The sequence below is a fragment of the Chryseobacterium sp. Y16C genome, from assembly GCF_022488405.1.
GTDB lineage: Bacteria > Bacteroidota > Bacteroidia > Flavobacteriales > Weeksellaceae > Chryseobacterium > Chryseobacterium geocarposphaerae.
Window position 1 is genome coordinate 1,698,777 of the sequence record NZ_CP092711.1, and the last position, 25,228, is coordinate 1,724,004.

General features: G+C 35.0%; 20 protein-coding genes. 8 read left to right on the forward strand and 12 right to left on the reverse strand.

Annotation, left to right across the window (positions count from 1 at the left end; genetic code table 11):
• The first annotated feature begins 102 nt into the window (after positions 1 to 102).
• On the forward strand, positions 103 to 612 hold the full coding sequence (locus MKS83_RS07470) for a hypothetical protein (RefSeq protein WP_240582630.1): 510 nt from the start codon (positions 103 to 105) through the stop codon (positions 610 to 612).
• Between the two features lie 537 nt (positions 613 to 1,149).
• Here the strand turns inward: MKS83_RS07470 and MKS83_RS07475 are convergent.
• From MKS83_RS07475 to MKS83_RS07510, 8 genes are all read right to left on the reverse strand, one after another.
• Complete coding sequence (locus tag MKS83_RS07475; RefSeq protein ID WP_240582631.1) at positions 1,150 to 1,701, reverse strand: DNA-3-methyladenine glycosylase I; 552 nt, start codon at positions 1,699 to 1,701, stop codon at positions 1,150 to 1,152.
• 186 nt (positions 1,702 to 1,887) lie between these two features.
• A complete protein-coding gene (locus tag MKS83_RS07480; protein WP_240582632.1) occupies positions 1,888 to 2,286 on the reverse strand; it encodes a hypothetical protein in 399 nt (132 codons plus the stop codon).
• Between the two features lie 89 nt (positions 2,287 to 2,375).
• A complete protein-coding gene (locus MKS83_RS07485) occupies positions 2,376 to 3,275 on the reverse strand; it encodes an EamA family transporter (protein ID WP_240582633.1) in 900 nt (299 codons plus the stop codon).
• A 160-nt stretch (positions 3,276 to 3,435) separates the two neighbouring features.
• Positions 3,436 to 5,010 carry a DHA2 family efflux MFS transporter permease subunit gene (locus MKS83_RS07490; protein WP_240582634.1) on the reverse strand — a complete coding sequence of 525 codons (1,575 nt, stop codon included), beginning with the start codon at positions 5,008 to 5,010 and terminating at the stop codon, positions 3,436 to 3,438.
• A gap of 189 nt (positions 5,011 to 5,199) precedes the next feature.
• A complete protein-coding gene (locus MKS83_RS07495) occupies positions 5,200 to 6,303 on the reverse strand; it encodes an HlyD family secretion protein (RefSeq protein WP_240582635.1) in 1,104 nt (367 codons plus the stop codon).
• An 18-nt stretch (positions 6,304 to 6,321) separates the two neighbouring features.
• A complete protein-coding gene (locus MKS83_RS07500) occupies positions 6,322 to 7,644 on the reverse strand; it encodes a TolC family protein (protein WP_240582636.1) in 1,323 nt (440 codons plus the stop codon).
• Positions 7,628 to 8,254, reverse strand: a complete 627-nt coding sequence (locus MKS83_RS07505; RefSeq protein ID WP_240582637.1) for a TetR/AcrR family transcriptional regulator — start codon at positions 8,252 to 8,254, stop codon at positions 7,628 to 7,630. Before MKS83_RS07505 ends, MKS83_RS07500 begins: the two co-directional genes overlap by 17 nt.
• Positions 8,255 to 8,514: 260 nt before the next feature.
• Positions 8,515 to 9,633, reverse strand: coding sequence for an ATP-binding protein (locus MKS83_RS07510; protein ID WP_240582638.1), 1,119 nt, complete (start codon positions 9,631 to 9,633; stop codon positions 8,515 to 8,517).
• Positions 9,634 to 9,855: 222 nt separating this feature from the next.
• Here MKS83_RS07510 and MKS83_RS07515 point away from each other — a divergent pair, with 222 nt between their 5' ends.
• The 3 genes from MKS83_RS07515 to MKS83_RS07525 are packed head-to-tail and all read left to right on the forward strand — an operon-like array spanning position 9,856 to position 12,825.
• On the forward strand, positions 9,856 to 11,178 hold the full coding sequence (locus MKS83_RS07515) for a hypothetical protein (RefSeq protein WP_240582639.1): 1,323 nt from the start codon (positions 9,856 to 9,858) through the stop codon (positions 11,176 to 11,178).
• A 3-nt stretch (positions 11,179 to 11,181) separates the two neighbouring features.
• Positions 11,182 to 11,772 (forward strand): LPS export ABC transporter periplasmic protein LptC, encoded by a 591-nt coding sequence (gene lptC, locus MKS83_RS07520; RefSeq protein ID WP_100376263.1) that lies wholly within the window; start codon positions 11,182 to 11,184, stop codon positions 11,770 to 11,772.
• A gap of 9 nt (positions 11,773 to 11,781) precedes the next feature.
• Positions 11,782 to 12,825 carry an anhydro-N-acetylmuramic acid kinase gene (locus tag MKS83_RS07525; protein ID WP_240582640.1) on the forward strand — a complete coding sequence of 348 codons (1,044 nt, stop codon included), beginning with the start codon at positions 11,782 to 11,784 and terminating at the stop codon, positions 12,823 to 12,825.
• 30 nt (positions 12,826 to 12,855) lie between these two features.
• Here MKS83_RS07525 and MKS83_RS07530 read toward each other — a convergent pair whose 3' ends face one another.
• Positions 12,856 to 13,245: an orotate phosphoribosyltransferase gene (locus MKS83_RS07530; RefSeq protein ID WP_100376265.1), complete on the reverse strand. Its 390-nt coding sequence runs from the start codon at positions 13,243 to 13,245 to the stop codon at positions 12,856 to 12,858.
• Positions 13,246 to 13,281: 36 nt separating this feature from the next.
• Between MKS83_RS07530 and MKS83_RS07535 the strand changes: the two genes are divergently transcribed.
• Positions 13,282 to 13,890: an NUDIX hydrolase gene (locus tag MKS83_RS07535; RefSeq protein WP_291887460.1), complete on the forward strand. Its 609-nt coding sequence runs from the start codon at positions 13,282 to 13,284 to the stop codon at positions 13,888 to 13,890.
• A 77-nt stretch (positions 13,891 to 13,967) separates the two neighbouring features.
• On the opposite strand, the gene MKS83_RS07540 is transcribed toward MKS83_RS07535, so the two are convergent.
• Together MKS83_RS07540 and gldJ are read right to left on the reverse strand one after the other, a co-directional pair.
• Positions 13,968 to 15,239 (reverse strand): UDP-N-acetylmuramoyl-tripeptide--D-alanyl-D-alanine ligase, encoded by a 1,272-nt coding sequence (locus MKS83_RS07540; RefSeq protein ID WP_240582641.1) that lies wholly within the window; start codon positions 15,237 to 15,239, stop codon positions 13,968 to 13,970.
• A 63-nt stretch (positions 15,240 to 15,302) separates the two neighbouring features.
• Positions 15,303 to 16,904 carry a gliding motility lipoprotein GldJ gene (gene gldJ / locus MKS83_RS07545; protein ID WP_100376268.1) on the reverse strand — a complete coding sequence of 534 codons (1,602 nt, stop codon included), beginning with the start codon at positions 16,902 to 16,904 and terminating at the stop codon, positions 15,303 to 15,305.
• A 163-nt stretch (positions 16,905 to 17,067) separates the two neighbouring features.
• Here gldJ and porU point away from each other — a divergent pair, with 163 nt between their 5' ends.
• From porU to MKS83_RS07560, 3 genes are all read left to right on the forward strand, one after another.
• Positions 17,068 to 20,964: a type IX secretion system sortase PorU gene (gene porU / locus MKS83_RS07550; protein WP_240582642.1), complete on the forward strand. Its 3,897-nt coding sequence runs from the start codon at positions 17,068 to 17,070 to the stop codon at positions 20,962 to 20,964.
• Positions 20,965 to 21,025: 61 nt separating this feature from the next.
• On the forward strand, positions 21,026 to 22,189 hold the full coding sequence (gene porV / locus MKS83_RS07555; RefSeq protein ID WP_240582643.1) for a type IX secretion system outer membrane channel protein PorV: 1,164 nt from the start codon (positions 21,026 to 21,028) through the stop codon (positions 22,187 to 22,189).
• 76 nt (positions 22,190 to 22,265) lie between these two features.
• A complete protein-coding gene (locus MKS83_RS07560; protein ID WP_240582644.1) occupies positions 22,266 to 24,548 on the forward strand; it encodes an FUSC family protein in 2,283 nt (760 codons plus the stop codon).
• On the opposite strand, the gene MKS83_RS07565 is transcribed toward MKS83_RS07560, so the two are convergent.
• Positions 24,529 to 25,143 carry a 4'-phosphopantetheinyl transferase family protein gene (locus MKS83_RS07565; protein ID WP_240582645.1) on the reverse strand — a complete coding sequence of 205 codons (615 nt, stop codon included), beginning with the start codon at positions 25,141 to 25,143 and terminating at the stop codon, positions 24,529 to 24,531. The two genes, MKS83_RS07560 and MKS83_RS07565, sit on opposite strands and share 20 nt — an antisense overlap.
• Between the last annotated feature and the right edge of the window lie 85 nt (positions 25,144 to 25,228).

Below are 25,228 nucleotides of genomic sequence, written 5' to 3' on the forward strand. Positions count from 1 at the left end.
CAAGCTATAGATTTTTAGAAATTTGTAGAAAAACATATTAAAAAAATAAAAAACAATATTTATTTTCCGTAGTTTTAATAACACAATCACAAATATAAAACTATGAAAACTTCAATTTTATCATTTTTTCTTTTTATCGCAATAAGTCTTGGGACGTCCCTAAATGCCCAAAAAATATCAGACGGACAATCTGTTGATGTCAACGGGATGAGTGTCACTTTTAATATTTTAAATAAGGAAAGTGTTGAAGTCGGAGGAAAACCTTTTGACCGTTATAAAGTTTCGGCAACGGTAAAAAATAACTCGGACAAGTCTTATAATATCAGACTTTCTTCATTTCCTCAAATCGTAAGCAATATCGGTATTGTAGAACTGGACTGCATCAATGCTACCGGAGCTAAGCTGACTTCAAAGAAAATCCAGCTGAAAATGAAGGCACAAATCATCAATGTAACGTATTCAGCGTATGATAAATCCGGAAAATTCACCAACTCTACCATTCCTGTCACCGGAAGCTATTATTTTGATGCAGGAGATTCTATAAGTGATAATGCTATTTTCATTGTTCCACAAGGTGAAAAGCCCGATGTTTCGGTGAGAAGTTTAAAATAAACTAACCTTAAAAATTTATCGATCATCTCAACAACATACAAGTATTAGTGTCGTGACTGTCATGCTGAGCGAAGCCGAAGCATCCCAAGTTTTACACGAAAGATTTCTCCGTTGTCGAAATGACAGCAGCGAATGTTTTCAGAAGCCATTACTTCCTTCGGCTCTTTAGATAGAAAATATAGAGAACATATTCTAATCCATCCAAAGTGTTAAAGCCGAGCGTCTCTAGGTGTTGAAATCGTCCATCTAAAGATGTTAGGATCGCTCGATTCTAACGCTTAGAATTTTTATAGTTATCAGAGTCAAACTTTTCTCAATTGAAATAATAGCTTAAAGTTGTCATGCTGAGCGGAGCCGAAGCATCCCAAGTTTTATACGAAAGATTTCTCCGTTGTCGAAATGACAGCAGCACGACACAACTATTCTGTCAATCATTTAAGCCTTATATTGTCACTGTCATGCTGAGCGGAGCCGAAGCATCTCACTATTTTACATGTACAGATTTCTCCGTTATCGAAATGACAGTGTGAAATGAAACTATTCTGTTAACCACTTAGGTTTCTGTTTCAAAACAGTATGGTACACCGGACAGCTTTCTGCATGCGAGCCTTTCAGATAGCCGATGCTCATCAGGAATTCATTCACGATTTCACCTCCTGTAAACTTAAAGGTTTTCTTAAAAAGCTTCATCCATTCGGGTAATGTTTTGGGATGATGATGCTCCAGCCATTTTTCAAATGAACCGAATTCTTCCTGCAAACTGAGGATCGTTTTTGCATTTTCAATAGCAGCGTTTACCTTCAGTTTATTTCTGATAATTCCGGGATCATTCAAAAGCCTTTCTCGATCAGCTTCTGTATAATAGGCTACTTTTTTAATTTCAAAATTGCTGTACGCCTTTCTGAAGCTTTCCTCTTTTTTTAGAATTGTTTCCCAGCTCAATCCAGCCTGATTGATCTCCATAATCAGCCTTCCGAATAATTCATTATCATCATGAATCGGGAAACCATAATGGTTATCGTGGTAATTTTTGTGAAGTTCCCTCCTGCTTTCAGGCTGCATTCCGTCGATCGCTAAACAATAACTCATTTTTGTTTTGATTATAATTTATGTTGTAAAGATAATGGTAAGGATTGACAACTGTTTGTCAGGAATCAATTTCAAGTCTTCAATTTCTATTTTTAAACAGAAACAGGTTAAAAAAACACCCACTTCTTGAAGTTCTTTTCCATTGCAATTTGCATATAAGATCATTTAATTAGCCGATCTTATTTATTATTTACAGTCTTTACCCCAACACCGATTGTTTATTTTCATCAATTTCAGAATACGATTAGTAAGCTCTTCATCATGAACATATCTTCCTACACCTACCCTATAAACAACACCGTTTTTGTATGTGAAAATAGCCTGAATTTTCCTAGTATTCAGATATAAATCAATCTCACCATAACTGTAGGCAATTCTTACTTCTTCTCCTTCAGAAAACTGATTAATCCTTTTACAGATAAATGCCAAGTCAGTCTTATTTTTTACGTTTAGAGTTCTTATTCCGCCATTGAATTCACACCACGGGTTTTCTATTTGTATATCTACCCCTTCACACTCTATAGGTTTATTTTGGCAATTAATCAGAAATAAGAGGATAAGGATAAAGGATATATAATTATTCATTCTTCTCATTATTTTTGGTTTGATTAAATTATTTATTTCTCCTAATAAGTAAAATTATTTTATAGATTTTATTTTTAAAATAAACATTGTTATACTGCCACATCTTTTTGTAATCTGAAAATTTCTTTTGCATTGAAAACAATGACCGCAAGGAATATGATTGAATAAGCGAGAACCTGAATTCCTCCAAGTGCTTCATGATAAACCGCTCCCGCCAGAACAAATGCGATAATCGGATTGATATTCAAAATCATTCCTACTTTTGAAGAAGCAATTCCGGACAAAGCATATAAATTTAACAGCAAAGGCACAATGGTATACATAACCGCAATGATTTCAATATACAGATAGAATTTGAAATCGGTAGGAATAGCCCCTGAATACGACGGAAAGAACGGCAACAGAATGAGTGCAGCCAAGATCATATGGAAATTCAGAATCAGGAATTTATCAAACTTGGAATTGACGCTTTGTGTAATCAAATAACAGGCGTAGGTGGAACCAATAATACTGCTGTACAGCATATCTAAAAGGTTAGAATAAGATAATAGAATACATCCTAGTCCACTCAGAAAAACAGACAGCCACTGAAGTTTAGTTAACTTTTCACGCAGAATAAAAAACGCAAGAATAGTTGTAATAATAGGGCATACAAGATAAGCCACCGAAGTAGCTCTTACACTCACATGATTCATAACATAAATAAAGGAAAACCAGTTCCCGGTGAGCAGAATACTGCTCAGAATATTGAGTCCTATTATTTTCTGTTTATTCTTTTGATCAAGGCTTTTAAAATATTTAAAATTATCTTTTAATTTCAATCTTCTGAAAAGCACCGTTACCAAAGTCATAATAATCGCGCAGCTAAACACCCTGTAAAACAAAATATCCAATGAAGCATAAGTATGCAATGGTCTCAGAACCAAACTAAAAGTCCCCCATGTCGCAAAAGCAAAAATAGCAGCTAAATAATATTTCAGGTTTTTCAAGTGAAATTGGATTTTTATGAATTTAAAATGTAGGCAAAGATAGTCGATTATTAGCCATTCTACGTTCTTTATCACTTTATAATGCATAACCCGTCACTTCTTGATAAGCACAAAAAACCCTCTGAAATATTCAGAGGGTTTATATGATTAAAAATAAAATCTAGTGTACGCTACTTAAATCTATTTTCTCTTTACTTTTTCTTTCTTTAATGAAAAGGATAAATGGAATACAGATCAGGAATATCACCCCTAAATAAAGGAATACATCCATATAAGATAATACCGTTGCCTGTTTTGTCACCGATAGATCAAGCATTTTATACGCTGCATTCAACGCTGCATCCGGAGTCATTCCTTTTGCTACAAAACTCGCTTTTAATGCATTCACCCTCTGCTGAACATCAAAATCGGTAGAATCTAAATGGGTAATCAGATTCACCCTGTATTTCTGGCTTGCATTAGCAATAAATGTGGTAATAGCTGCGATCCCGAAAGATCCTCCCAACTGTCTCATCATCCCTGTGAAAGCCGCTCCCTGACCAATTTCCTGGCCTTTCAGTGTACTTAAAGACAATGAAGTAATCGGAATGAATAATAATCCAAGACCTGCTCCCCTTACAATCAGCATCCAGAAGAAAGCATCTTTACCGGTATCGGGTGTCAGAATTTTATAGCCCCAGAAACTGTAAATAAAGAATATAAATAATCCTAAAGAAACAAGAATCTGTTGTTTGGCACCTTTGGATAACAATCTACCAATGATAGGCATCATAAAGGCGGTTGTCAACGCGGCAGGAATCATCAATGCTCCCGATTGAAGCGCCGTCCATCCTAAAATACTCTGGGTATACAACGGAACAATAAAGGTAGAACCATACAATCCAAATCCTAATACAAAGGACATCACGGTACCGATCCTTAAATTACTGTTCTTCAATACTCTTAATTCAACAATCGGATATTTGAACGTAAGCTCCCTCCAGATAAATAAGATAAATCCTAAAGCGGCCGATATTGTGAATATGACAATCCATTCACTGGCAAACCAGTCTTCTTCATGACCTCTTTCCAGAATATATTGTAATGATCCAACAGTAATTGCCAATAAACCAATTCCTATCCAGTCAACATCTGAAGCTTTACGCTTTTCAGCATATTTCGGACTTCTCACAAACTGAAGCGTCATTAAAGTTGCTGCAATTCCGATAGGAATATTGATATAGAAAATATACGGCCAGCTGAAATTATCTACAATATAACCTCCAAGAGGTGGTCCTAATGTGGGACCAATAATTACTCCCAGACCATAAATCGCCTGAGCCATACTTCTTTTTTCAATCGGATAAGATTCCGTAATGATCGTTTGAGAAGTTACCAGTAGCGCTCCTCCTCCGATTCCCTGCATCAATCTGAAAAATACCAATTCCCAAATATTCGTTGCGTTTCCGCATAAGAATGAAAATACGGTAAAGATGATGATGGAAGCCGCGAAATAATTTCTTCGCCCGAACTGCTGGGAAAGCCAGCTCGTCATAGGTACAATAATTACGTTACCTATGGCATACGCTGTAATTACCCAACCTACTTCAGAAAGTGTAGCTCCCAGATTTCCCTTCATTTCATTGAGGGCAACGTTTACAATCGTGGAGTCCACAATTTCCAGTAGTGCACAAAGAATAGCCGTAATCGTAATGATTACTCTTCGGGCACCGTATTCTACTAATGAATCCTGCATAGTTATTTTTACGATGTAAAAAGTGAATTGTCAATGATCAGTCTACTTTGTTGTCAATTTTACTACTTCATTTCACACTGCATCACTGACCTCTCTTACAAAACCTATCTCAACTTCATCTCAATTTCCGGTCTTCATTTCATGTTCATCATTGACCTGCCTTCGCAAAATTGACAATTCACTTATATATTATTTCAAAGAAACTTCTGCTTTCACGTTCATTCCTGTTCTCAATCTTTTTGCAATATCCTTATCAAGATTTACAAAGTCAATTTTTACAGGAAGTCTCTGAACCACTTTTACGAAGTTACCACTTGCGTTATCCGGAGGCAAAATTGAGAACGTAGCTCCTGTTGCAGGAGAAAATGAACTTACAACTCCTTCAAATTCTCTATCAGGAAAAGCATCAATCTCGATCTTCACTTTCTGGCCTTCCACCATTTTATCCACCTGAGTTTCCTTGAAGTTGGCCACTACCCATTTCTGGTCATTTTTAACTAAGGCAAATAACTGAGAACCTGCCTGTAAATATTGTCCTGCCTGAATCGGAACTTTTCCGACATATCCGTCTTCCGGAGCAACGATTACTGTATAAGACAAGTTTAATTTTGCATTTTCTACATCTACTTCTCTTTGTTTTGCAACGGATCCTGCAACACTAATCTGTTGAGAGCTTGCTGCCGTCTGAGAAGACGCAACGTTAGTTTGCTGAGCAATCTGATTTTTCTGGTCAATTAAAACCTGTAACTGTCTGTCGGCAGATTGTTTTGCTGCTAAAGCCTGCTCATATTGTTGCTCGGTAATAGAATGATCTTTTACCAATACTGAATATCTTTTTAAATCCTGACCCGTTTTCCAAACATTTACTTTTGCTGCTTCAATTTGCGCATTGGCAGTAGTAACTGCTGCTTCTGAAGTATTGATGTTTTTAGAGGTTGCTGTAGTAGTAGCTTCTGCGTTCGCGATATTGCTTTTTGCCGTTACCAAAGCAGCCTGAGCTTGTTCAAGCGCCATCTTCTGATCTCTGTTATCTAAAATAACCAAGGTATCTCCTTTTTTGACGAATTGGTTATCTTTTACTTTAACTTCCGTTACATATCCTGAAATTTTAGAAATTACAGGGGCTAAGTTTGAAGCGATTTGAGCATCGTCAGTTTCTTCGTGAACCTGCCCGTAAGAATAAGTTCTATATCCGTAGATTCCTCCACCGATTAAAACAACCGCCAAGATTATTGGGAAAACTAAACTTTTTTTCTTTTTAGGTTCAGTCGCTTGTGTAGTATTATTTTCCATTGTTGGTATCGTTCTTAATTATTTAATTGTTAAAGTTCCTGTAGTTTGTAATAGTTTTCTGTATGCCAACGCAGCATCTGCCTTTGCATTGATTACTCCAACATTAGCCTCAATCTGAGCCGCATCTGCATCCAGTAATTCCGTCATGGTAGCCAGACCGTTGTCATATTTATTTTTTGTGATTCTGTAATTTTCATTAGCTTGTTCCGCAGATTTTTCGAAAACAGCAATTCTCTTTTTAGAATAATCTGTATTCTGATATTCTCTGTTTACATCAAGCTTGATGTTGTCATTTAACAATTCGTTGGTTGCTGCTAATTGCATCTCTCTTGCTTTCGATTGCTTATAAGCTGAATTTTCTTTCCAGATATTGGATAAGTTATAAGAAATTCCAACTCCAACGTTTACGGCATTATAAATTGTTAAAAACTTAGGAATATCAGCTGCAACATAGCCTCCTGTAAATGCAAGGGAAGGAAGATTTTCCGCTTTTGCTGCTTTTGTTCCCAATGCTGCTGCCTGTCTTTGCTTCTCAAGAGCCTGAAGATCCTTACGGTTTTCTTTGGCTGCGTTTACATAGAAATCTACAGGCTTTACGTCTTCTCCTTCCTCAATATAGTTTTGATCTACTTCAATTTCTGTAGTTTCAGGAAGACCCAATAATAAGTCCATATTGATATTGGCAATATTGTAGTTATTTCTAGCTTCTAACAATTGCAATTCAATATTTGATGTCTGAAGGTTTGCTTTTAAACGATCGTTTCTTGCAATAACTCCATTATTTTCAAGTTTAAGGAAAGTCTCGTCTCTTTTTTGAGAAGCGGTAAGATTTTCTTCTAAAACTTTAATGGACTGATTGGCTTTAAATAAATTATTATATGCCTGAGCAACGTTATAAGCAATTGCTGTTTTGTCATTTTCAGTCGTTAGTTTGGATGCTTCCACCAAATATTTTGCAGATTGGATTCCGTATTTTATTCTTCCACCGCTGTAGATCGGAACGCTAAGATTAGCTGATCCGTAAAGAACCTGATGTACTTCCGGACTACTGCTTCCTCCTTCTGATGAAAGCCCCGGAAGTTTTATGTTCACATTGGGTTTATTCGGAAGGTACATATAGCTTCCTGAAACCTTCAGTTCCGGTAATTGTCTGTTTTTTGCTTCCAAAAGGTCTGCTGTAGCTTCTTCAATCTTTGCAGCATCAATCTTCAGATTTTTACTGTTCTGGATTCCCAATTGCACAGCTTCATCAAGAGTAAGTGTTTTTTTCTCCTGAGCATTTGCGTTTGCAAACCCTACGAATAGAGCTAATGCAAGGACTGAGTTATTTATTTTCTTCATAACCTAAAAGGTCTTTTAGTAAATATTTAATATGTTTATTAAGTTCTGTGTAATATTTTTCATCGAAAACTTCTTCATCCTCAGTATCATTCAGGAATTCTTTATACATTTCTTTGGCATTGGATGCATAAAATAAAGTTCCGCTCACTGTAGCATGTAAAAGATATATAGGAGGATTCTTTGTAAAAATTCCTTTTTCTAATCCACTTTCCAGGATTTTAGAATACATCGCAATGAATCCCATTTTTGTCTGCTTCAAAAACTCAACGATCTGAGGATTCTTTGTATGAAGCTGTTCCCGCTGCATAATTCTGTAGAAACATTTATGGTTTCTTACCCTGCCAGCAAACTGATCTACAATTTTCTCTATTTTTTCCCATTCGTTGATATCAGTTCTTTCAAGGATATCCTTCGAAAAGAATTGCCCCTCATTCATCCTGTATTCAACTAATTTTTCATAAAGCTTTTCTTTTGAACCAAAATAATAGGAAATCATAGAGATATTCACATTTGCTGCTTTTGCAATCTCACGGGTAGAAGTACCTTCGAACCCAAGCTCTGCAAATAATTTTTCAGCAGCATACAATATATTTTCTTCTTTTGATAACATTTCTATGTTCTATTTTCAGGCTGCAAATATACTACCGATTTTTGATAAATCAAACGATTGATTGATTTTTAATTTAATTTTAATTTTTTTTTAATAAATGAAATATTAAAATCCTAATAATCAAATATTTAAATTTTATTCAAAAATTAATTAAAATGATAAATTTTGTGTTTATTATAATTTTAAAGACAAAACAGCTTTCTAATTCAGGCTTCAGAAAGAGATTTTTAAGATAAAAAGAAAAAGTTTTCGATACTTATTTATGAATTCTTGTGTATATGTCTTGATAATTTTATTCCTAAATCTGTCCAGACTATTTTAGGATTTCCGTTTCTGGTAAGGTGCAGATCAGCAGTATTGATTTCTTCCAAAATACTTTCAATATTGGCTCCGCTTATATATTTTGAAAATCCTTTCCAGTTAAAGCCATTGGCATCAATCTTCTTATATACCAAAGCCTCAGATTGATAATTTTGAAGCAAGGCCAATCTGAAAATCTCAGAACAGTAATTTAAAAAGTTTTTCTGCTTCTCTCTGTTCCATCCCGCAATTTCTCTTGCCCAAATAATGATACTTCTCAGAAATTCAGGCTTCTTTTTCACCATAAAGGCATCACGAACCCATTGAACAAAAAGTTTTTCAAACTCTTCGTTCTTGTTTCCGGATTCTAAAAGTTTCAGAGCATCGTTCAGATCTCCCTGAGCTTCATGAACGATCTCCCTTATTTTTTCATCAGAAACATTAAAATTAGTTTTCAGATACACTTGAATATCTTCATCATTAATTCTTGGAACTTCTACAATCTGGGTTCTAGAAAGAATAGTCGGAAGAATATCGTTGGAAGACTCTGCTGTCAATAAAATAACTGTTTTTGCAGGCGGCTCTTCGAGGAACTTAAGAAATTTATTGGAAGCGGCCACGTTCATCTTATCAGCTCTCCAGACGATCAGAATTTTGGTTCCGCCTTCAAAACTTTTAAGGGAAAACTTCTGGTTTTGATCATCAATTTCATCTGCAGAAATAAACAGCTGCTTATTTTCAGATTCAAGAAAAGCCGTCCAGTCATCATAGCTTGAATAGGGAGACTTAAGAATCATTTCGCGGAATTCTTCAAACTTATTTTTGCTTAAAGAATTTTTATTATCCGTAAAAACGGGAAAACTGAAATGCAAATCCAGATGATTTAAATGCTCCACCTTTGAAGCAGCGTGTTCATTTTCACGGCTCAAAAGTTCTTTTGCATAGGCTAAAACCATAGGTAATGTACCATATCCTTCTTTTCCTACGAAAAGCTGGGCATGACTTACTCTGTTTTCGGTAATACTATCTCTTAGAAGTTTTTTCAGATTTTCTTGTCCGGCAATGTTCTCCCAATTCATGGCCCAAAGATAAAGAATTTTTAGAACGGATGATTTGTGAAATGTGAATTTTACTTCGCAAATAAATCATGAATTTCATGTAAAAATCAACAGCAAAGCGAATTGGCAACTCACTATTCACCATAATTCTCTCTATTCATCCCCTTAACAAACTTTAACCTCTTATAATTTTTACAATTCATTAATATTTAAGATATTTGCGCATTGTTTTAAAAATATAGAATGAAAAAAATCTTTGTACTATCATTCATATCAGTTGGATATTTCTTACAGGCGCAAAATCTAGGTAACTCACCTTATGCAGCTTATGGAATTGGAGATGTAAAATATGATAATACGATTGAAACTTCCTCTATGGGAGGTATATCAACAGCTTATATCAGTGATTTCACCAGCAGCTTCAACTTTGCAAACCCTGCTAATAATGCTAATTTTGAACTGACAAGTATTAAACTTGAAGCGACTAACGAAAACAATTATTTTAAAACTGATTACAACAGTACAAAGTCTACCAAACATTCTACGTATCTGTCTAATATCTCTTTAGCGTTTCCCTTGTCTTCTAAGGTAAAGATGGGATTATCTTATCAGCCATATAGCTCTAAAAGCTATGATATTACAAACAGTTATGAAGTTACTAATCCTCAAACTTTAGAAAAAGCTACCTATACCAACCAATTTAAAGGAAGCGGTACATTAAATACAGCCCAGATTGCTTTGGCTTATAAAGTTGCTCAGGAATTCTCAGTAGGTTTAAGAGCCAACTATTATTTCGGAAATCTTTCTGATCTGGATGAATTCCACACTTCTAATGCTGAATTATACAATGGATATGAAACGACTACCAATGTAAGAAACTTCAACTTCACTTTAGGAGCAAATTACCAGCATCTTAACACAAGTACAGATAAAAAGTTAACCATTGGAGCAACTGCTACTTTTGGAAATACCAGCAATATGATTACCAGCTATAAAAATAGTACTTATTTTTATACAGATGCTTCGATGGAAACAAAAAGCTACGAAACCATTATTGAAGAAAAGCAGTCAAATGCTAAAAACCTTTTACCTTTACAGGCTTCTTTAGGAGTAGGATATGGAAGTGAAAACCAATGGTTTGCCTCTGCTCAGGTTGACTACAAAAAAGGAGAAGAAACTTTATATTTTGGTCAGACAAGACAATTCCAGGATTCTTACAGAGTTTCTGTAGGGGGGTGGTATTTGCCGAACTATAATAACTTCAGAAATTATTTTTCAAGAGTGGTTTACAGATATGGAGCATTCTATGAGAAAGGAAGTCTTTCTATAAACGGACAGGGTGAGCTTGATCCAAACGGGAACAGCATTAATAAGTTCGGTATTTCTGCCGGTGTATTGCTTCCATTCAAAAACAGCAGTATTACAAGGATGAGCGGTCTTGAAGTAGGAGTAGAATTAGGGAAAAGAGGAACATTAAAAAACAACTTGATCAATCAGAATTATATCAATTTAAAGATAGGATTCAATTTTGCGGATAAATGGTTTAGAAAATCATTGTATAACTAAAAAATGAATTTGAATTCAAAAATAAAATTTAAAAATATAGCATATCTTCTCAGTTGTGCTATATTTTTTATTATGACATCCTGTGAAGAGGATCTCACAAAAGGAAACGATAATAAAAATAAAAACTTTCCTTCACAAATCATCAATAACGCTCATATCATACAGAGAGATTCGGGGATGGTCACTTTAAAAGCAACCGCTCCTATAATTGAAAAGTATGAACTGATAGACAGTCCTTATATCGTAGCTAAAAGGGGGATCAATATTGAGTTCTTTGATAAAAAGAAACCTAAGACTCCGGGAAGGATTACGGCAAAATATGCGCGCATTTTTGAGTATAAAAAATTCTATGAGGCAAAAGGAAATGTAAGGATCACCACCAATGAAGGTCAAAGATTTGCCATGCAAAGTATTTACTGGGATCAGAAGAAAAACAGGATTTATACACGGGACACTGTTTTTGTAACCATGGAAGACGGTTCCACTTTGGTTGGAGCTAAAGGTATGACGGCTAAAGATGATTTCTCGGAATATACTTTCTTTAATAGTTCCGGAGATATCAATTCTAAAAAATTATCAGAAAATCAGAAATAAATCTCTACTATGATTTTTCAAGCCATTGGATTAATGTCGGGAACAAGCCTGGATGGTTTGGATATTTGCTTTGCAAAGTTTGAAAAGCAAAAGGCGTGGGACTTTGAAATCATAAAAGCCGAAACAATACCCTACCCTAAAGCATTGGAAGATCAGCTTAAAAACTCGATCTACCTCTCACCTGAAGAGCTCCTGGAACTGAATTCGGAATATGGCTTTTATCTAGGGAAAACTGTAAAAAACTTTATTGAAAAACATCAGCTTCAACATATTGATTTAATTGCTTCTCACGGTCATACTGTTTTTCACCAGCCACAAAAGAAATTTACTCTACAGATTGGAGATGGAAGAGCCATTAAAATAGAGACCGGGCTACCCGTAATCTATGATTTCAGAAGTCAGGATGTTTTGATGAACGGAAACGGCGCTCCCCTAGTTCCTATTGGTGATGAATTATTGTTTTCTCAATATGATGCCTGTCTAAATCTTGGCGGGTTCTCCAATATTTCTTTAAAAGTCAATAATAAAAGAATAGCTTTTGATATTGCTCCGGTAAATATTGTTTTAAATAAATTTGCGCAAGAGTTGAATAAAGACTTTGACGAAAACGGTGATCTGGCTAAAACAGGTAAAATCCATGAAAATTTACTATCTCAGTTAAATTCATTGGAGTTTTATCAGAAGCCTCATCCAAAATCTTTAGGAATTGAATGGTGTAATGAAAATATTTTCCCAATGTTCCGAGATGTTGAGGCAATTGATATTCTGGCTACTTTTACGGAACATGCAGCACAACAAATTTCCAATGTTTTTAATAAAAATCATTTAAAGAACGTTTTGTGTACCGGAGGCGGAACTTTTAATCAATATCTGATTGAAAAAATAAGAAACAAAACAACTACAGAAATCATTGTTCCCAAAAAGGAACTGATAGAATATAAAGAAGCTTTAATCTTTGCTTTCATGGGCGTTTTAAGGCTCAATAACGAAATTAATGTACTTTCATCTGCAACAGGCAGTTCTCAGGATCACAGCTCCGGAATTATTGCATAAAAAAACCTTCATTACTGAAGGCTTTTCATTTTATTTATATGCTTCGATCTTATCTGTCAAAGTATTGATAAAGTTCTGAAGAGGTTTTTCTACCATCATTTTGATAAACGGATTGAATTTCCCTTCAAACAACATTTGTACTTCCGTCTGATTTTCGTTGATAGGATTTATAGTTGCCGTTAATGCAAAGTCCAAACTAGAACTTGCAGATTTCAAAACTGCTTTTTGATCATTCACTTCATCAATTTTTAAAGCAATTTCCGGCATCCCTTGCAACCCGAATTTAAATCCGTCTTCTCTGGTTTCAAACTTTTGAAGACCATCTGGCATAAAATCTTTATAGTTTTCCGGAGATTTCAGGAGTTCTACCAGTTCTTTGGATGATTTATTGACAATAATCTTTCGTCCTTCTAAATTCATTTTTTATTTTTGTATTTAAATTCTTAATTATTACAAATGTATAAAGTTTTTGTGAACGAAAAAAAATTATTGCTATCTAAGCAACCTGAAAACCTGGAAAAAATGCTTGGTTATGAAAACGTCACATCATTGGAGATTGCGCTTGATCTTCTTGAAAATACATCTGTAAAAGAATTGAATGTTTTTGGAGAAAATATAGATGAGATCTGGACTGAATTTCAGAATTTTTTCAGAATCATTGAAGCTGCAGGAGGAATTGTAAACGACGCCGATGGAAACATTCTGTTCATCAAAAGGCTCGGAAAATGGGATCTTCCAAAAGGTAAAATGGAAAAAGGAGAATCCCGCGAAGAATCTGCAGTACGTGAAATTGAAGAAGAAACCGGTCTGAAGGATGTAGAACTGGTACGATTTATCAATACAACTTACCATATTTATATTGAAAGAAATGGGGATAAAGTATTGAAATGTACACATTGGTTTGAAATGAATTTCAACGGTGAAGACACCTCAAAACCGCAAATAGAGGAAGGAATTACTGAAGTTGCATGGAAAAACACTTCTCAGATTGAAGAAGAAGTTTTCCCAAGTACTTTTAAAAATATTAAGCTCATTATAAAAGAATTCTGGAATACAAGAGCTTAAGTCTCTTTTTACATTAATAAAAGTTCACATAATTTTTCTTATGTGAACTTTATTTTTTGTACATGATGCAAATCTGCTTAAATAAAATCTAAGGATTTTTCCAGTGCGATACCTCTTGAGCCTTTTAAGAGGATATTTTCAGACTGGATTTTATGTTGCTTTAAATATTCAATCAGTTCCAAAGTATTTTCAAAAGAAACTGTAGACGAATTGATCTGTTTGAAGTTTTTCCCTACTGTGATAATTTCATCGAATCCTAATTTCTGAGCTAAATTGAGAATATTCTGATGCTCTTTTTCGCTCTCCTCTCCCAGCTCAAGCATATCACCAATAATAATTGTTTTTGAGCCTTCAAAAGTGATGAAGTTCTGCAGAGAAGCAGTCATTGAACTTGGATTGGCATTATAGGTATCCAGTACCAACGTTCTGCCATCTTTTTTAACGATCTGAGAACGCATATTGGTGGGAGTATAGTTTTCTATCGCATTTTTAATTTGGGTAAAACTGATCCCGAAATGAAGTCCTAAACTCGCAGCTGCACATAGATTGGTAAAATTATACTCCCCTGTAAGCTTTGAAACTGCTTCTTCATTCTTGTAGAGTAAACCCACAAAATGCTCTTCAGAAAATGATTCAAACTCATAATCCGAGCTTTCTTTTCCAAAAGTAATTTTAGGTAAATAACCTTCAGTTTTTTCTACCTGGATAGGATCATTCTCATTAACAACAATGGTTTGCTGATGGTTTTTAAGGTAATCATACAATTCGGACTTTCCTTTGATCACTCCTTCAAAACCTCCAAAACCTTCCAGATGCGCTTTTCCGAAATTGGTAATGTATCCGAAGTTAGGTTGAGAAATTGAACATAGAAGCTCGATTTCCTTTTGATGATTAGCTCCCATTTCAATTACCGCCATTTCATGCTCCGGCTTGATGGAAAGAATCGTTAAAGGAACTCCAATGTGATTATTCAGATTCCCTAAAGTATACTGAACATTAAATTTCTCTGAAAGAACTGCATGAATAATTTCTTTTGTAGTCGTTTTTCCGTTGCTTCCTGTAAGACCTATAATGGGGATCTGTAACTGACTTCTATGATAAATTGCCAGCTGCTGCAAAAATTCTAAGGTTGACGGGACATAAAAAATATTTCTATCTTTATTTTCAAAATCCTTTTGTTCTATAATAACTGCCAAAGCTCCTTCATCAATAGCTTTTTCAGCAAAAGTTGCCGCATTGAAATTTTCACCTGAAAAAGCAAAGAAGATATCATTCTTTCCTATTTTTCTGCTGTCAATAATCGCCTTTTCAGATCTTAAAAATAAAGGATAAAACTGTTCTACATTCATACATCAAAAATAAAAAAACCTTCCAGAATTCTGGAAGGTTTTTGAAAATTATTTTGATAAATATTATCTTCTAGTTCTATTCTTATCATTAGTTCTAGCATCCTGAGCTACACGGAATCCAATCCAACCATAAGCTGTATTTTGGTCCTTATATCTTCTTTGTCCCGGATCTAACCAATAAGCAGTATCTTGCCAAGAACCTCCTTTTACTACTCTTACATCGTTTGAGATAGCAGATGTTCTGTCTTTAGTATCCTTCTGCATGATTACTTTACCATTTGCATCTACAATAAATCTCTTTTTAGGAGAGTTGTACATATCAAAAGTAGTAGCAGAATCTGATGCATTTCTATAATCTAGAGAAGATTGTCTATCACCATCTCTAAAGTTTCTATAGTCAGCAATAGTTTGTCTTTCAAATTGACCAGGTAAATTTTTGTAAACTAATCTACCATCAGCCAATGTATCGTATTTAATATTACTTTCATCAACCACTTTGTAAGTACCGTCTCCGTTTCTTACAATTGCTTGAGGCATATTACCTCTGTAGTAGTTGAAATCACTGTAATCTTCATCAATAATAGGTCTGTAAACATCTGCAGTCCATTCAGAAACGTTTCCGTACATACCATAGATACCTAAGTTGTTAGATGGATACTTTCTTACATCAGCTGTTAATGCAGAACCGTCATTTTTCCATCCAGCAGGTCCGGAGTAGTCACCTTTACCTTGTTTGAAGTTTTCAAGCAACATTCCTTTTTCTCTACCTTTTGTACCTCTTAAAGATTCAATTCCTGGAGCTTTACCTTGATAGTTGTTATATTCTCTGTTTTTCTCCATTCCTAATGCTGCATATTCCCATTCAACTTCTGTAGGAAGTCTGAATTTCTGAACCATTGCAGAACCAGGAGAAGCGTTTGCAGCAAGAAGTCTTTGGTTGGTAGTTTTCATACCAGATTTCTGCTGTCTTCTTTGCTGATTGATATATCCCTGCATCTCAGGATCATTCGATTTGAATTTATCCATATTGAAAGCAGTACCACCTTGATTATTAGACTCGTTGATATACAAATCCTTTGCGATGATACCAGCATTCATCAATGCCTTTTCATTTGCTCTGTCTGTTAACCACTCACAATATCTGTTGGCTTGTGTCCAAGAAACTCCTACTACCGGATAGTAGTCATATTCCGGAGAACGGAAATAAGTTTCATTGAAATCATTTCTAGATAGTTTGTTGTCCCACAACAAAGTATCCGGCAATGCGCCATTGTAAATTTCTTTGAAGCTTGGATCACTTGGTGGGAATACATACTTCAACCATGTAAGGTATTCGCGGTATTCGTAGTTAGTAATTTCAGTTTCTCCGATAAAGAATGAACTTACCTGCATTCTGCGAGGCGTGTTATTCCAATCATGCATAACATCATCTTTCACTAATCCCATTGTAAAAGTTCCACCTTCTACATATACCATTCCCGGCCACCCTTTCTGCTGCTGTTGCTTTCCTGCAAAAAACCAACCTTGTTTTTCGTTTGGTTTCCAACCTGTCTTGCTGACAAATTTTTTAGTACCACCTCCTTTGCTGGTACCTGACCCTCCACAACTGGTTAATGCAAGTGTAGAACTTAATGCTATTAATGAAAACAACTTTAGTTTTTTCATAGTCGATTTAAATATTTTCAAAGTACAAAGAAAAAATAAATTATTCAATAAATCAAGAAAGATTTGATTTTTTTGAAAAACGATAACAAATTAATTTTATTGTATCACAATTTAATTATAAAATTTTCATTTATTTTGTAATTCAGAAATTTCAATAATAAATATGAAACAAAAAGTATCGATTTTATTCCTATTCGCTTTTGTATCATCATTTTGGGCTCAAAGAACAACCATTGAATGGAACGGCTCTAAAATCCAAGATTTTGGTGAAACAAAACTGAATCTCCCAAATTTCAAAAACGAGGGGTTTTCATTTGGCCAAAATAATATTTTTATATCAACTAAACAAAAAATAGGAGAAAGAGATTTAAAAGTTTCAAATCTAAACTGGGAAGCCGTTTCGTATAAGGAATTGTATGAAATTAAAAAGGACCTTCTCCCCAATCGTGATATTGCCGATATCAGTTATTATTATTTTGAAGGAGAAAGATATGCGAGCATTTCTGTTGCTTTATTTAAGAACGAAAAGGGAAAAATACTAAGGCTTTCTTCATTCGACGTTAACGAATCCACTGTCAGTACAAAAAATATTGCTGCTAAAGTAGGAACTACTATTAATCCTCTTTCTACCGGCACTTTTTACAAGATAAAAGTAGACAAATCGGGTATTTTTAAAATTACTACTCAATTTTTAAAAGATAACGGAATCAATCCTAGTTCGATAAACCCTAAGAACTTCAGAATTTATGGAAACGGAGGAATTATGCTTCCTGAACATAACCAAGATGTAAAATATAGTGCTCTTCAGGAAAATGCCATCCAGGTTGTAGGAGAAGATGACGGTGTGTGGAATGATAACGATTATGCCATTTTCTATGCACAAGGGCCTAATGGATATAATCTGTATGATAAATCCAACGGGAATGGTTTTAAGAGATACGAAACAAGAAATAATGTGAGTAATAACGTAAAAAATATCTACGAAGATTATTCTTATTATTTCATCAATTTTGATAAAGGAGCCGGAAAAAGAGTTCAGTCAGCGGACATCAACCTGCCTTCTACTCCACTAATTACGAGATACGATAGTTATCAGGTAGTTAATAATGACCAAAAAAACTTGTTAAAAATAGGTAGAATCTGGGTTGAAGATTCTCCTTTTACTACCGATAAAACTGTAACATTCACCACCAACTCACCAATACAGGGCGGAGATATAATACGATATAAAGCACAGGTAATCGGGTTTAAGTCCCAGCAGAATTCAGTTGAATTTAACATTAATAATCAAAATTTCGTAACACGTTTGGTTCCACCAAACGATCCAAACTATGTATATGATTATCTTCCATTGAAATATGAAGGAACCTTAAATAATTTACAAGGAAATCAAATTACCCTTACCTGCAAACCTAACATCAGTACAAATCCTAACGGAGTATTTTATTTTGACTACCTGGAAGTTCAGTATAAAGAAAACTTAAGTTTCAACGGTTCACAAATGAACTTCAGAGATTTTTCTCTTGTAAGCGGGAGCAATACATCATACGGGTTTAGCATTAATAATGCATCAGCTATTGAACAAGTCTGGGATGTTACCGACATTACAAATGCAACAAGGAGAGTAAATAAAGCCACAGGAAATACTATTTTTAATTTTGGATATGTTGCTTCTGACCAGAATTTCAACAATGAATTTGTCGCTTTCAGATCTGATGCAGCTTATTCTCCTCAATTTGTTGAAAGAATCGGAAATCAGAATCTATCAGGATTACAAAATGTGGATTACCTGATCCTTACCACTCCTGAAATGATGGGACAGGCGCAAAGATTAGCGAGTTACCACCAGACAAAAAACAGTTTTAATGTACAAATCGTAGATATTAATAAAATATACAATGAATTTGGCAGCGGGAGCAGAGATCTTACAGCGATCAGAGATTTTGTCACTAAACTTAATACTCCGCTGGGAAGCTTAAAATATGTTTTTTTATTAGGAGATACTTCTTATGATTATAAAAACAGAATTCCAAACAACACCAATGTTGTTCCAAGTTACCAAAGTGAAGATTCTCAGGATTTTGTAAGCTCGTTTGTAACAGACGACTATATTGTGATGACCAGCCCGCAGCCTCCAACAAATTTATTAATTTATAACACCTTGCCAGACCTTCCGGTAGGTAGAATTCCTGCCGCAAATGTAACCGAAGCTACCAACATGATAGACAAAACGCTGGCTTACTATAATTCTTTATCCGGTCAGTCCACTCCTTTCGGAGAATGGAAAATGAAGCTTGATTTTGTAGTAGATGACGACAACGATGGTGGCACTCCTTTCCATACTGTAATGAATAATACACTGGTAAATACATTTGAAACAGGAACGCTCCTTAAAGAATACAATGTAAGAAAACTGTATTTAGATGCATTCCAGGCTCAAAGTACCGCGGGGGGACAGCGTTATCCACAAGTAAACCAAGCTATCTCTAATGATATAGGAAACAGTCTGTACCTGTTCTATTTTGGGCATGGAGGAATCAATGGCTGGTCACAGGAAAGAGTATTAACTTCTGATGAAGTACAAAATGCCAATAATTTTTCTAAAGTTTACAGCAGATTCCCATTTGTTTCCACTATCACCTGTGAATTTACGCTTTGGGATGAACCAAGTACTTTTTCTGTAGGAGAACAATTTATAAAGCTAAAACAGGGAGGAGCTGCTGCTATGATTACTTCCAGCCGCGCTGTTGGTGTAGATTATGGAATCCAGTTCACCAATCTTTACACACAGCAGATGTTTAAACTTACCAATGATGATTTTATCACTATTGGGAATGCACATTTAAATGCAAAAAAACTAAAACCCGGAGATTCGAACCATTTAAAAGTAAACTTTCTGGGAGATCCGGCTATGAAATTGAGCAGACCTCAAAGATTATTGGTAATAGATAATATAGAAACTCCTGTTCCGGGATTAATAAGAGGGCTTGATTTTGTTAAAATAAAAGGACACATCAACAATCCTAACGGAACTACCAATACTACGTTTAACGGAAGGGTTGTTATTAATATTTTCGATAAGAGACTCAATAAAGCTACCTTAAACAATGATGGAAACCTAACTCCTGTATTAAACTATACTGAAGAAGGAAGTGCTATCGTAAAAGCTTCAGGAATGGCTGTAAATGGAGTTTTCACTATTGAATTCTATGTTCCGAAGGATATCAATTATGCAGTGGGTGAAGGAAGGCTATTAGGCTATGCAGACAATAAAGCGACTGATGTTTTCAATAATCAGGCTGTACAGGTAGGTGATATTAATCCTAACGGAATCAATGATAATGAACCGCCAAAAGTAAAGTTATACATGAATAACACTAACTTCGCGGATGGAGGTATTACAGATCAAAATCCTATGTTGCTTGCCTGCGTTACTGATGACACAGGAATAAATTCTACAGGATCTGGTATTGGTCACGATATTACCGTATATTTAGACGGTCAAATTATTAATACCGTTGTATTGAATGATTTCTACGCTTCAGGAGAAGGAAATGGATGCTTAAGTCCTAGTTTGGCAGATTATCAAAAAGGAAATGTAACATATCCTTTCCGGAATCTGGCAATAGGGCAACATCAATTAACATTTAAAGTTTGGGATATAAACAATAATTCGACAACTGCTACGTTAAATTTTGAGGTTAAGGATGAAGCCGACCAGCATTTAATTATCAACAGACCATTAAACTGGCCAAATCCGTTTACTAATAAGACCTATATACAATTTGAGCATAATTGTGATGATATTTTAGATGTACATGTTCAAATTTATACCATAACAGGAAAATTAGTAAGAACTTTGTCTCAGGCAGTGGTTGCAGAACCCTTCTTACAGGGCTTTAGAACACCTCGTCAAGCAATAGAATGGGACGGAAAAGACGATTTTGGTGATACAGTAGCAAAAGGTACGTATATTTTTAAGATATTTGCAAAAAGTCAAAATCAAGAAAAATGTAAAGGAAGTGCTACAGCTGTAGAAAAAATGGTACTTTTGAAATAATTTTAAAATGACAAAAACAATAATATTAATAAAAAACTGATAATATATTAAAAGACAACATATGAATTTAACTACTAAACTGCTATTAGGAATAGGTTTAAGTGCTGGTTTTTTAGGCTATTCACAAGATTTGAGCAAGGTGAATCCTGTATTAACCGGAGCTCCTTTTCTAAGAATTGCACCAGACGCAAGAGCCGGAGGTATGGGAGATCAAGGGGTTGCTACTTCTCCAGATGCATTTTCTCAATTTTGGAATGCCGCAAAATATCCTTTTAGCAGAACAAGTTCTTCCTTTGGTATAAATTATACACCATATATGGGAAAGCTTACGAATGATGTTTTCCTTCTTTATGCAGCTTTTCATAAGTTTTTAGGACAAGAAGAAAGATCTACTATCTCTGCGAGTATTTACTATTTCAATATGGGAGAAGTTAATCTTACCTCTTTCGTAGATAATCAGGTACAGTCTAACGGGGTTTCTAAACCAAACGAATTCTCTATTGACGTAGCTTATGCTCTAAAGCTTTCTGATTCTTTCTCAGGAGCTGTTACCGGTAGATTCATTCGTTCAGACTTAGCCGGAGGATTCAATACTGATACAACGTTGAAACCTGCTAACTCTTTTGCAGTTGATATTTCTGCATATTATACCTCTCCTAAGTTTTCCAGCTTTGGAGGTATGGACGGAAAATTAAATGCTGGTTTCGCATTACAGAATCTTGGTCCAAAATTAGACTATACAGGAAACGAAGAATCCAGATCTTATCTTCCTACAATGGCAAGATTAGGGGTAGGTTATGATATGTATCTTGATGACATGAACAAAATTGGTCTTAGTGTAGAAGGTTCAAAAATTTTGGTTCCTGGTTCTGAATTTACAGGTCAGTATGATGTTAACAGAAATCCAATCTATGCAGTTCCAAATGTAGGACCTATTGCAGGGATTGGAAAATCTTTCAAAAACAAAAACTCTATCATGTATAGCGGTGCATTAGAATATTCTTATGACAACGCTTTTGCAGTGAGAACTGGTTATTTCCACGAAAGTGAAGAACAGGGAGCAAGACAATATGCGACTGCAGGTATCGGATTAAAATACCGTTCTTTCGGACTTGACGTATCTTACCTGATCAATATGTCTAAAATTAATACGGCTCTAGATAATACGCTTCGTTTCGGTTTAACCTGGAACATCGGAGAAGAAACATCCAATGTAGATTATTAAATAAACATAATATAAAAGCTCAAAAAAGTCTCATTTTTATGAGGCTTTTTTATTTTTCAATAATTATTTTTGTAATATGAACTATTCATCGGAGCTCAAAAAATTCGTCACCAGCCAATATGTGTATTCTGCCATCAGGATTACACTGGCGACAGTTTTACCATGCTTAGTTCTTGCGCATTTCGGAATCTTAAAAGAATACTTTTTATTTCCTCTGGGAACCAGTTTTGTAGCTTTAACAGATCAGCCCGGTCCCTTTATTCGTAGAAGAAATGCTTTAGCTTTTGCTATTATTTGCTTTGTTGTCGTTGCTCTTATTGCCAGTCTGGTAATGACCGTTAAAATCCTTGTTTTTGCAGAGATTATTGTTTTCGGAATGTTTTTCTCTTTAATTGGAGTTTACGGACAGAGATTAGCAGCGGTCGGTTCTCTTTCCTTAGTTGTACTCGCTATTTTTATTGACGGGCATCTTACCGGAACTAACATCCTTAAAAGTTTACTGATCTTCGCTTCAGGCTGTATTTGGTTTTTATTGATATTCTTAATTGTAACAACCATTCAGCCTTATAAACTGGCAAGCCAGATGATTGGGGAAAACTACCTTCAACTTGCCGAGTTTTTAAAGATAAAAGCGAATTACTATCAAAAAAATCCGGATTTTGATAAGCTTTCCATTCAGGTAATAGCCAAACAGATTGAAATCAAAAATCTGCAGGAAGATACCCGCGAAACGGTGTTTAAGACCAGAACCATTGTCAACGAATCTACCACAACCAGCCGTTTGCTGATGTTGATGTTCCTGAATTCAATGGATCTCCATGAAAAGCTGATGACTTCAGAAAGCGATTATCAACAACTTCAGCAAAGTTTTGATGACAGTATGATTTTGGTAAACATTCATGATTACCTGAATCTGCTTGCCGAAGAGATCACCAATATCGGAATCGCCCTTCAGATCGGAACAAGAGCAAAACCTATGTTCGATCTGGAACTCGAATTAAAAAAATTAAATCACCTTTATTTTGATCTGAGAAACGAGCGAATTTCACCTGATAACTTTGAGAATTTCATGATTCTGCGCCAGATATTAATGCGTATTGATGAAATCACCAAAGAGATCAACGAAATCTATAAGGTCTTTTCCCAAAATGTAAAACTGGCAAAAAGTCTGTCTACCGGCTTAGATCTTAGAAAATTCATGCCGAATGAAGAGAAGATTAATTTTAAAGTTTTAAGAAACAATATATCACTTTCTTCCTTACACTTCCGTCATGCTTTAAGAATCACCATTGCCTTATTGCTCGGATATTCATTTTCTTTATTTCAGTTTTTGGGAATCGGTCATACCTATTGGATTTTAATTACGATTACGGCAATTTTAAAACCCGCCTACTCCATCACCAAACAAAGAAACCTTCTCCGTTTGTACGGAACGATTGCGGGAGCTATCATTGCGTATGGAATCCTACACTATATACATATTAATGAGATTTTGTTTACCATACTTCTTTTAAGTATGGTGATGTGTTTCAGCTTTTTAAAAGGAAAATATTTCTGGGCAGTTCTATTTATGACCATTTATGTTTTTCTAAGCTTTAATTTTCTAAGTCCTGGAAATGTAAATATTATCTTTAAAGACAGAATTCTGGATACGATGATTGCCGGAATTATTGCTTCTTTGGTTTCTTATGTTGTGCTTCCTGTTTGGGAGCATACCCAGAATTTAGAATTAATGAAAAAATCAGCAGAATCCAATTTCCTTTATTTTCAAAGCGTGATTTCCAAATTTTTAGATGAAGATTTTGATATTGAGGATTATAAAATGAAGCGTAAAAATGCGATTATCTCATTAGCCAATCTTTCCGACAGTTTCCAGAGAATGATCTCAGAACCCAAAAATCAGCAGAAAAAACTGGAAGTGGTTCATCAGTTTGTAGCAACTTCACATCTGATTACCGCTTATACTGCTTCGCTTTCCCAGTATGTAAAAAATGATGAAAAATACCCTGAAATAGATTCGGAAGGATGGGGTAAAAAAATAGAAGCAGAGCTTCAGCAGATTTCCAATCTTTTGAATGGAGATAAAATCAGCGAATCCCTAAAAATGAAAAGCCGTATTGAGCCTGAAGATTCTTCTTTTGACGATCTGATCTTAAAAAGAAAAACTGAGCTTGCCGAACACGAAGCCAGAAACTACAGGGATCCCAGCAAAATTTCACATCTAACTGAGTTGAAAAACGTTCATGATATCCTGGAGCTTATTTATGATGTGGCCAAAGAACAGCGAAAAGTGATTGAAAAATACAGAAATGAATCAGAAAGTGCAGCAGCCTCTGAACCTATTCCTCAACAATCGTAAAGCAATACTCATCAAAAAATTCTACTCTGGCTTTTAGTTCATCCGAGATATGATCATCATGTACTCTACATTTAATGTGATGAAGATGCTTTAATTCGAATGGTCTTACTTCATAATGTTTTTTCAAAGACCAGTGCTTGGAATGGTGAATTTTATACATACTTTCCTTTACACTCCAGATAATGGTATAAAAAGTAACTTCATTATCAAAAGGAATAAATCCCCGCTCATTTTCATAAGTGAATTTGTCAATTACCCTTAAAATCTTAGGATTAAATTTTTCCAGATCAATCCCTATTTTATTTTTGGAAATGGCAATGGCAGCAAAAGGAAAAGAATGGGTAATGGAAATTTCTGCATCTTTAGGAGAAAGAAATGGTTCTCTTTCTTTATATAATATTTTAGAATGTGGCTTCAGACCTTTCAATAATTTTCTCACCATTAATACTTCCAATAATTTTTTCGGATGATAATCCTTTACTTTTTCGGCATTTTCAGGCTCTAAAAGTTCATCAGGATTCAATTCTTCGTTTTCATCATATTTCCAAACAAGAATTGTAGCAGTGTCATCAGAAAAATCACGATAAAGAGGCATTCTTTTTTTCGATAAAAATAATGAAAAGAAATTATATGAAAATAAAGACCAAGAAAACAAAATGAGGCCGTTTAAAAACATATAA

Bases quoted from the DNA above. Each gene is read 5' to 3' on its own strand.
- MKS83_RS07525 (WP_240582640.1), top strand. From the start codon at position 11,782: ATGATTTTTCAAGCCATTGGATTAATGTCGGGAACAAGCCTGGATGGT.
- MKS83_RS07505 (WP_240582637.1), bottom strand. From the start codon at position 8,254: ATGTTATCAAAAGAAGAAAATATATTGTATGCTGCTGAAAAATTATTT.
- MKS83_RS07530 (WP_100376265.1), bottom strand. From the start codon at position 13,245: ATGAATTTAGAAGGACGAAAGATTATTGTCAATAAATCATCCAAAGAA.
- MKS83_RS07510 (WP_240582638.1), bottom strand. From the start codon at position 9,633: ATGAATTGGGAGAACATTGCCGGACAAGAAAATCTGAAAAAACTTCTA.
- MKS83_RS07535 (WP_291887460.1), top strand. From the start codon at position 13,282: ATGTATAAAGTTTTTGTGAACGAAAAAAAATTATTGCTATCTAAGCAA.
- MKS83_RS07490 (WP_240582634.1), bottom strand. From the start codon at position 5,010: ATGCAGGATTCATTAGTAGAATACGGTGCCCGAAGAGTAATCATTACG.
- MKS83_RS07560 (WP_240582644.1), top strand. From the start codon at position 22,266: ATGAACTATTCATCGGAGCTCAAAAAATTCGTCACCAGCCAATATGTG.
- MKS83_RS07495 (WP_240582635.1), bottom strand. From the start codon at position 6,303: ATGGAAAATAATACTACACAAGCGACTGAACCTAAAAAGAAAAAAAGT.
- porV (WP_240582643.1), top strand. From the start codon at position 21,026: ATGAATTTAACTACTAAACTGCTATTAGGAATAGGTTTAAGTGCTGGT.
- MKS83_RS07500 (WP_240582636.1), bottom strand. From the start codon at position 7,644: ATGAAGAAAATAAATAACTCAGTCCTTGCATTAGCTCTATTCGTAGGG.
- lptC (WP_100376263.1), top strand. From the start codon at position 11,182: ATGAATTTGAATTCAAAAATAAAATTTAAAAATATAGCATATCTTCTC.
- MKS83_RS07475 (WP_240582631.1), bottom strand. From the start codon at position 1,701: ATGAGTTATTGTTTAGCGATCGACGGAATGCAGCCTGAAAGCAGGAGG.
- MKS83_RS07540 (WP_240582641.1), bottom strand. From the start codon at position 15,239: ATGAATGTAGAACAGTTTTATCCTTTATTTTTAAGATCTGAAAAGGCG.
- MKS83_RS07565 (WP_240582645.1), bottom strand. From the start codon at position 25,143: ATGCCTCTTTATCGTGATTTTTCTGATGACACTGCTACAATTCTTGTT.
- gldJ (WP_100376268.1), bottom strand. From the start codon at position 16,904: ATGAAAAAACTAAAGTTGTTTTCATTAATAGCATTAAGTTCTACACTT.
- MKS83_RS07470 (WP_240582630.1), top strand. From the start codon at position 103: ATGAAAACTTCAATTTTATCATTTTTTCTTTTTATCGCAATAAGTCTT.
- MKS83_RS07515 (WP_240582639.1), top strand. From the start codon at position 9,856: ATGAAAAAAATCTTTGTACTATCATTCATATCAGTTGGATATTTCTTA.
- MKS83_RS07480 (WP_240582632.1), bottom strand. From the start codon at position 2,286: ATGAATAATTATATATCCTTTATCCTTATCCTCTTATTTCTGATTAAT.
- porU (WP_240582642.1), top strand. From the start codon at position 17,068: ATGAAACAAAAAGTATCGATTTTATTCCTATTCGCTTTTGTATCATCA.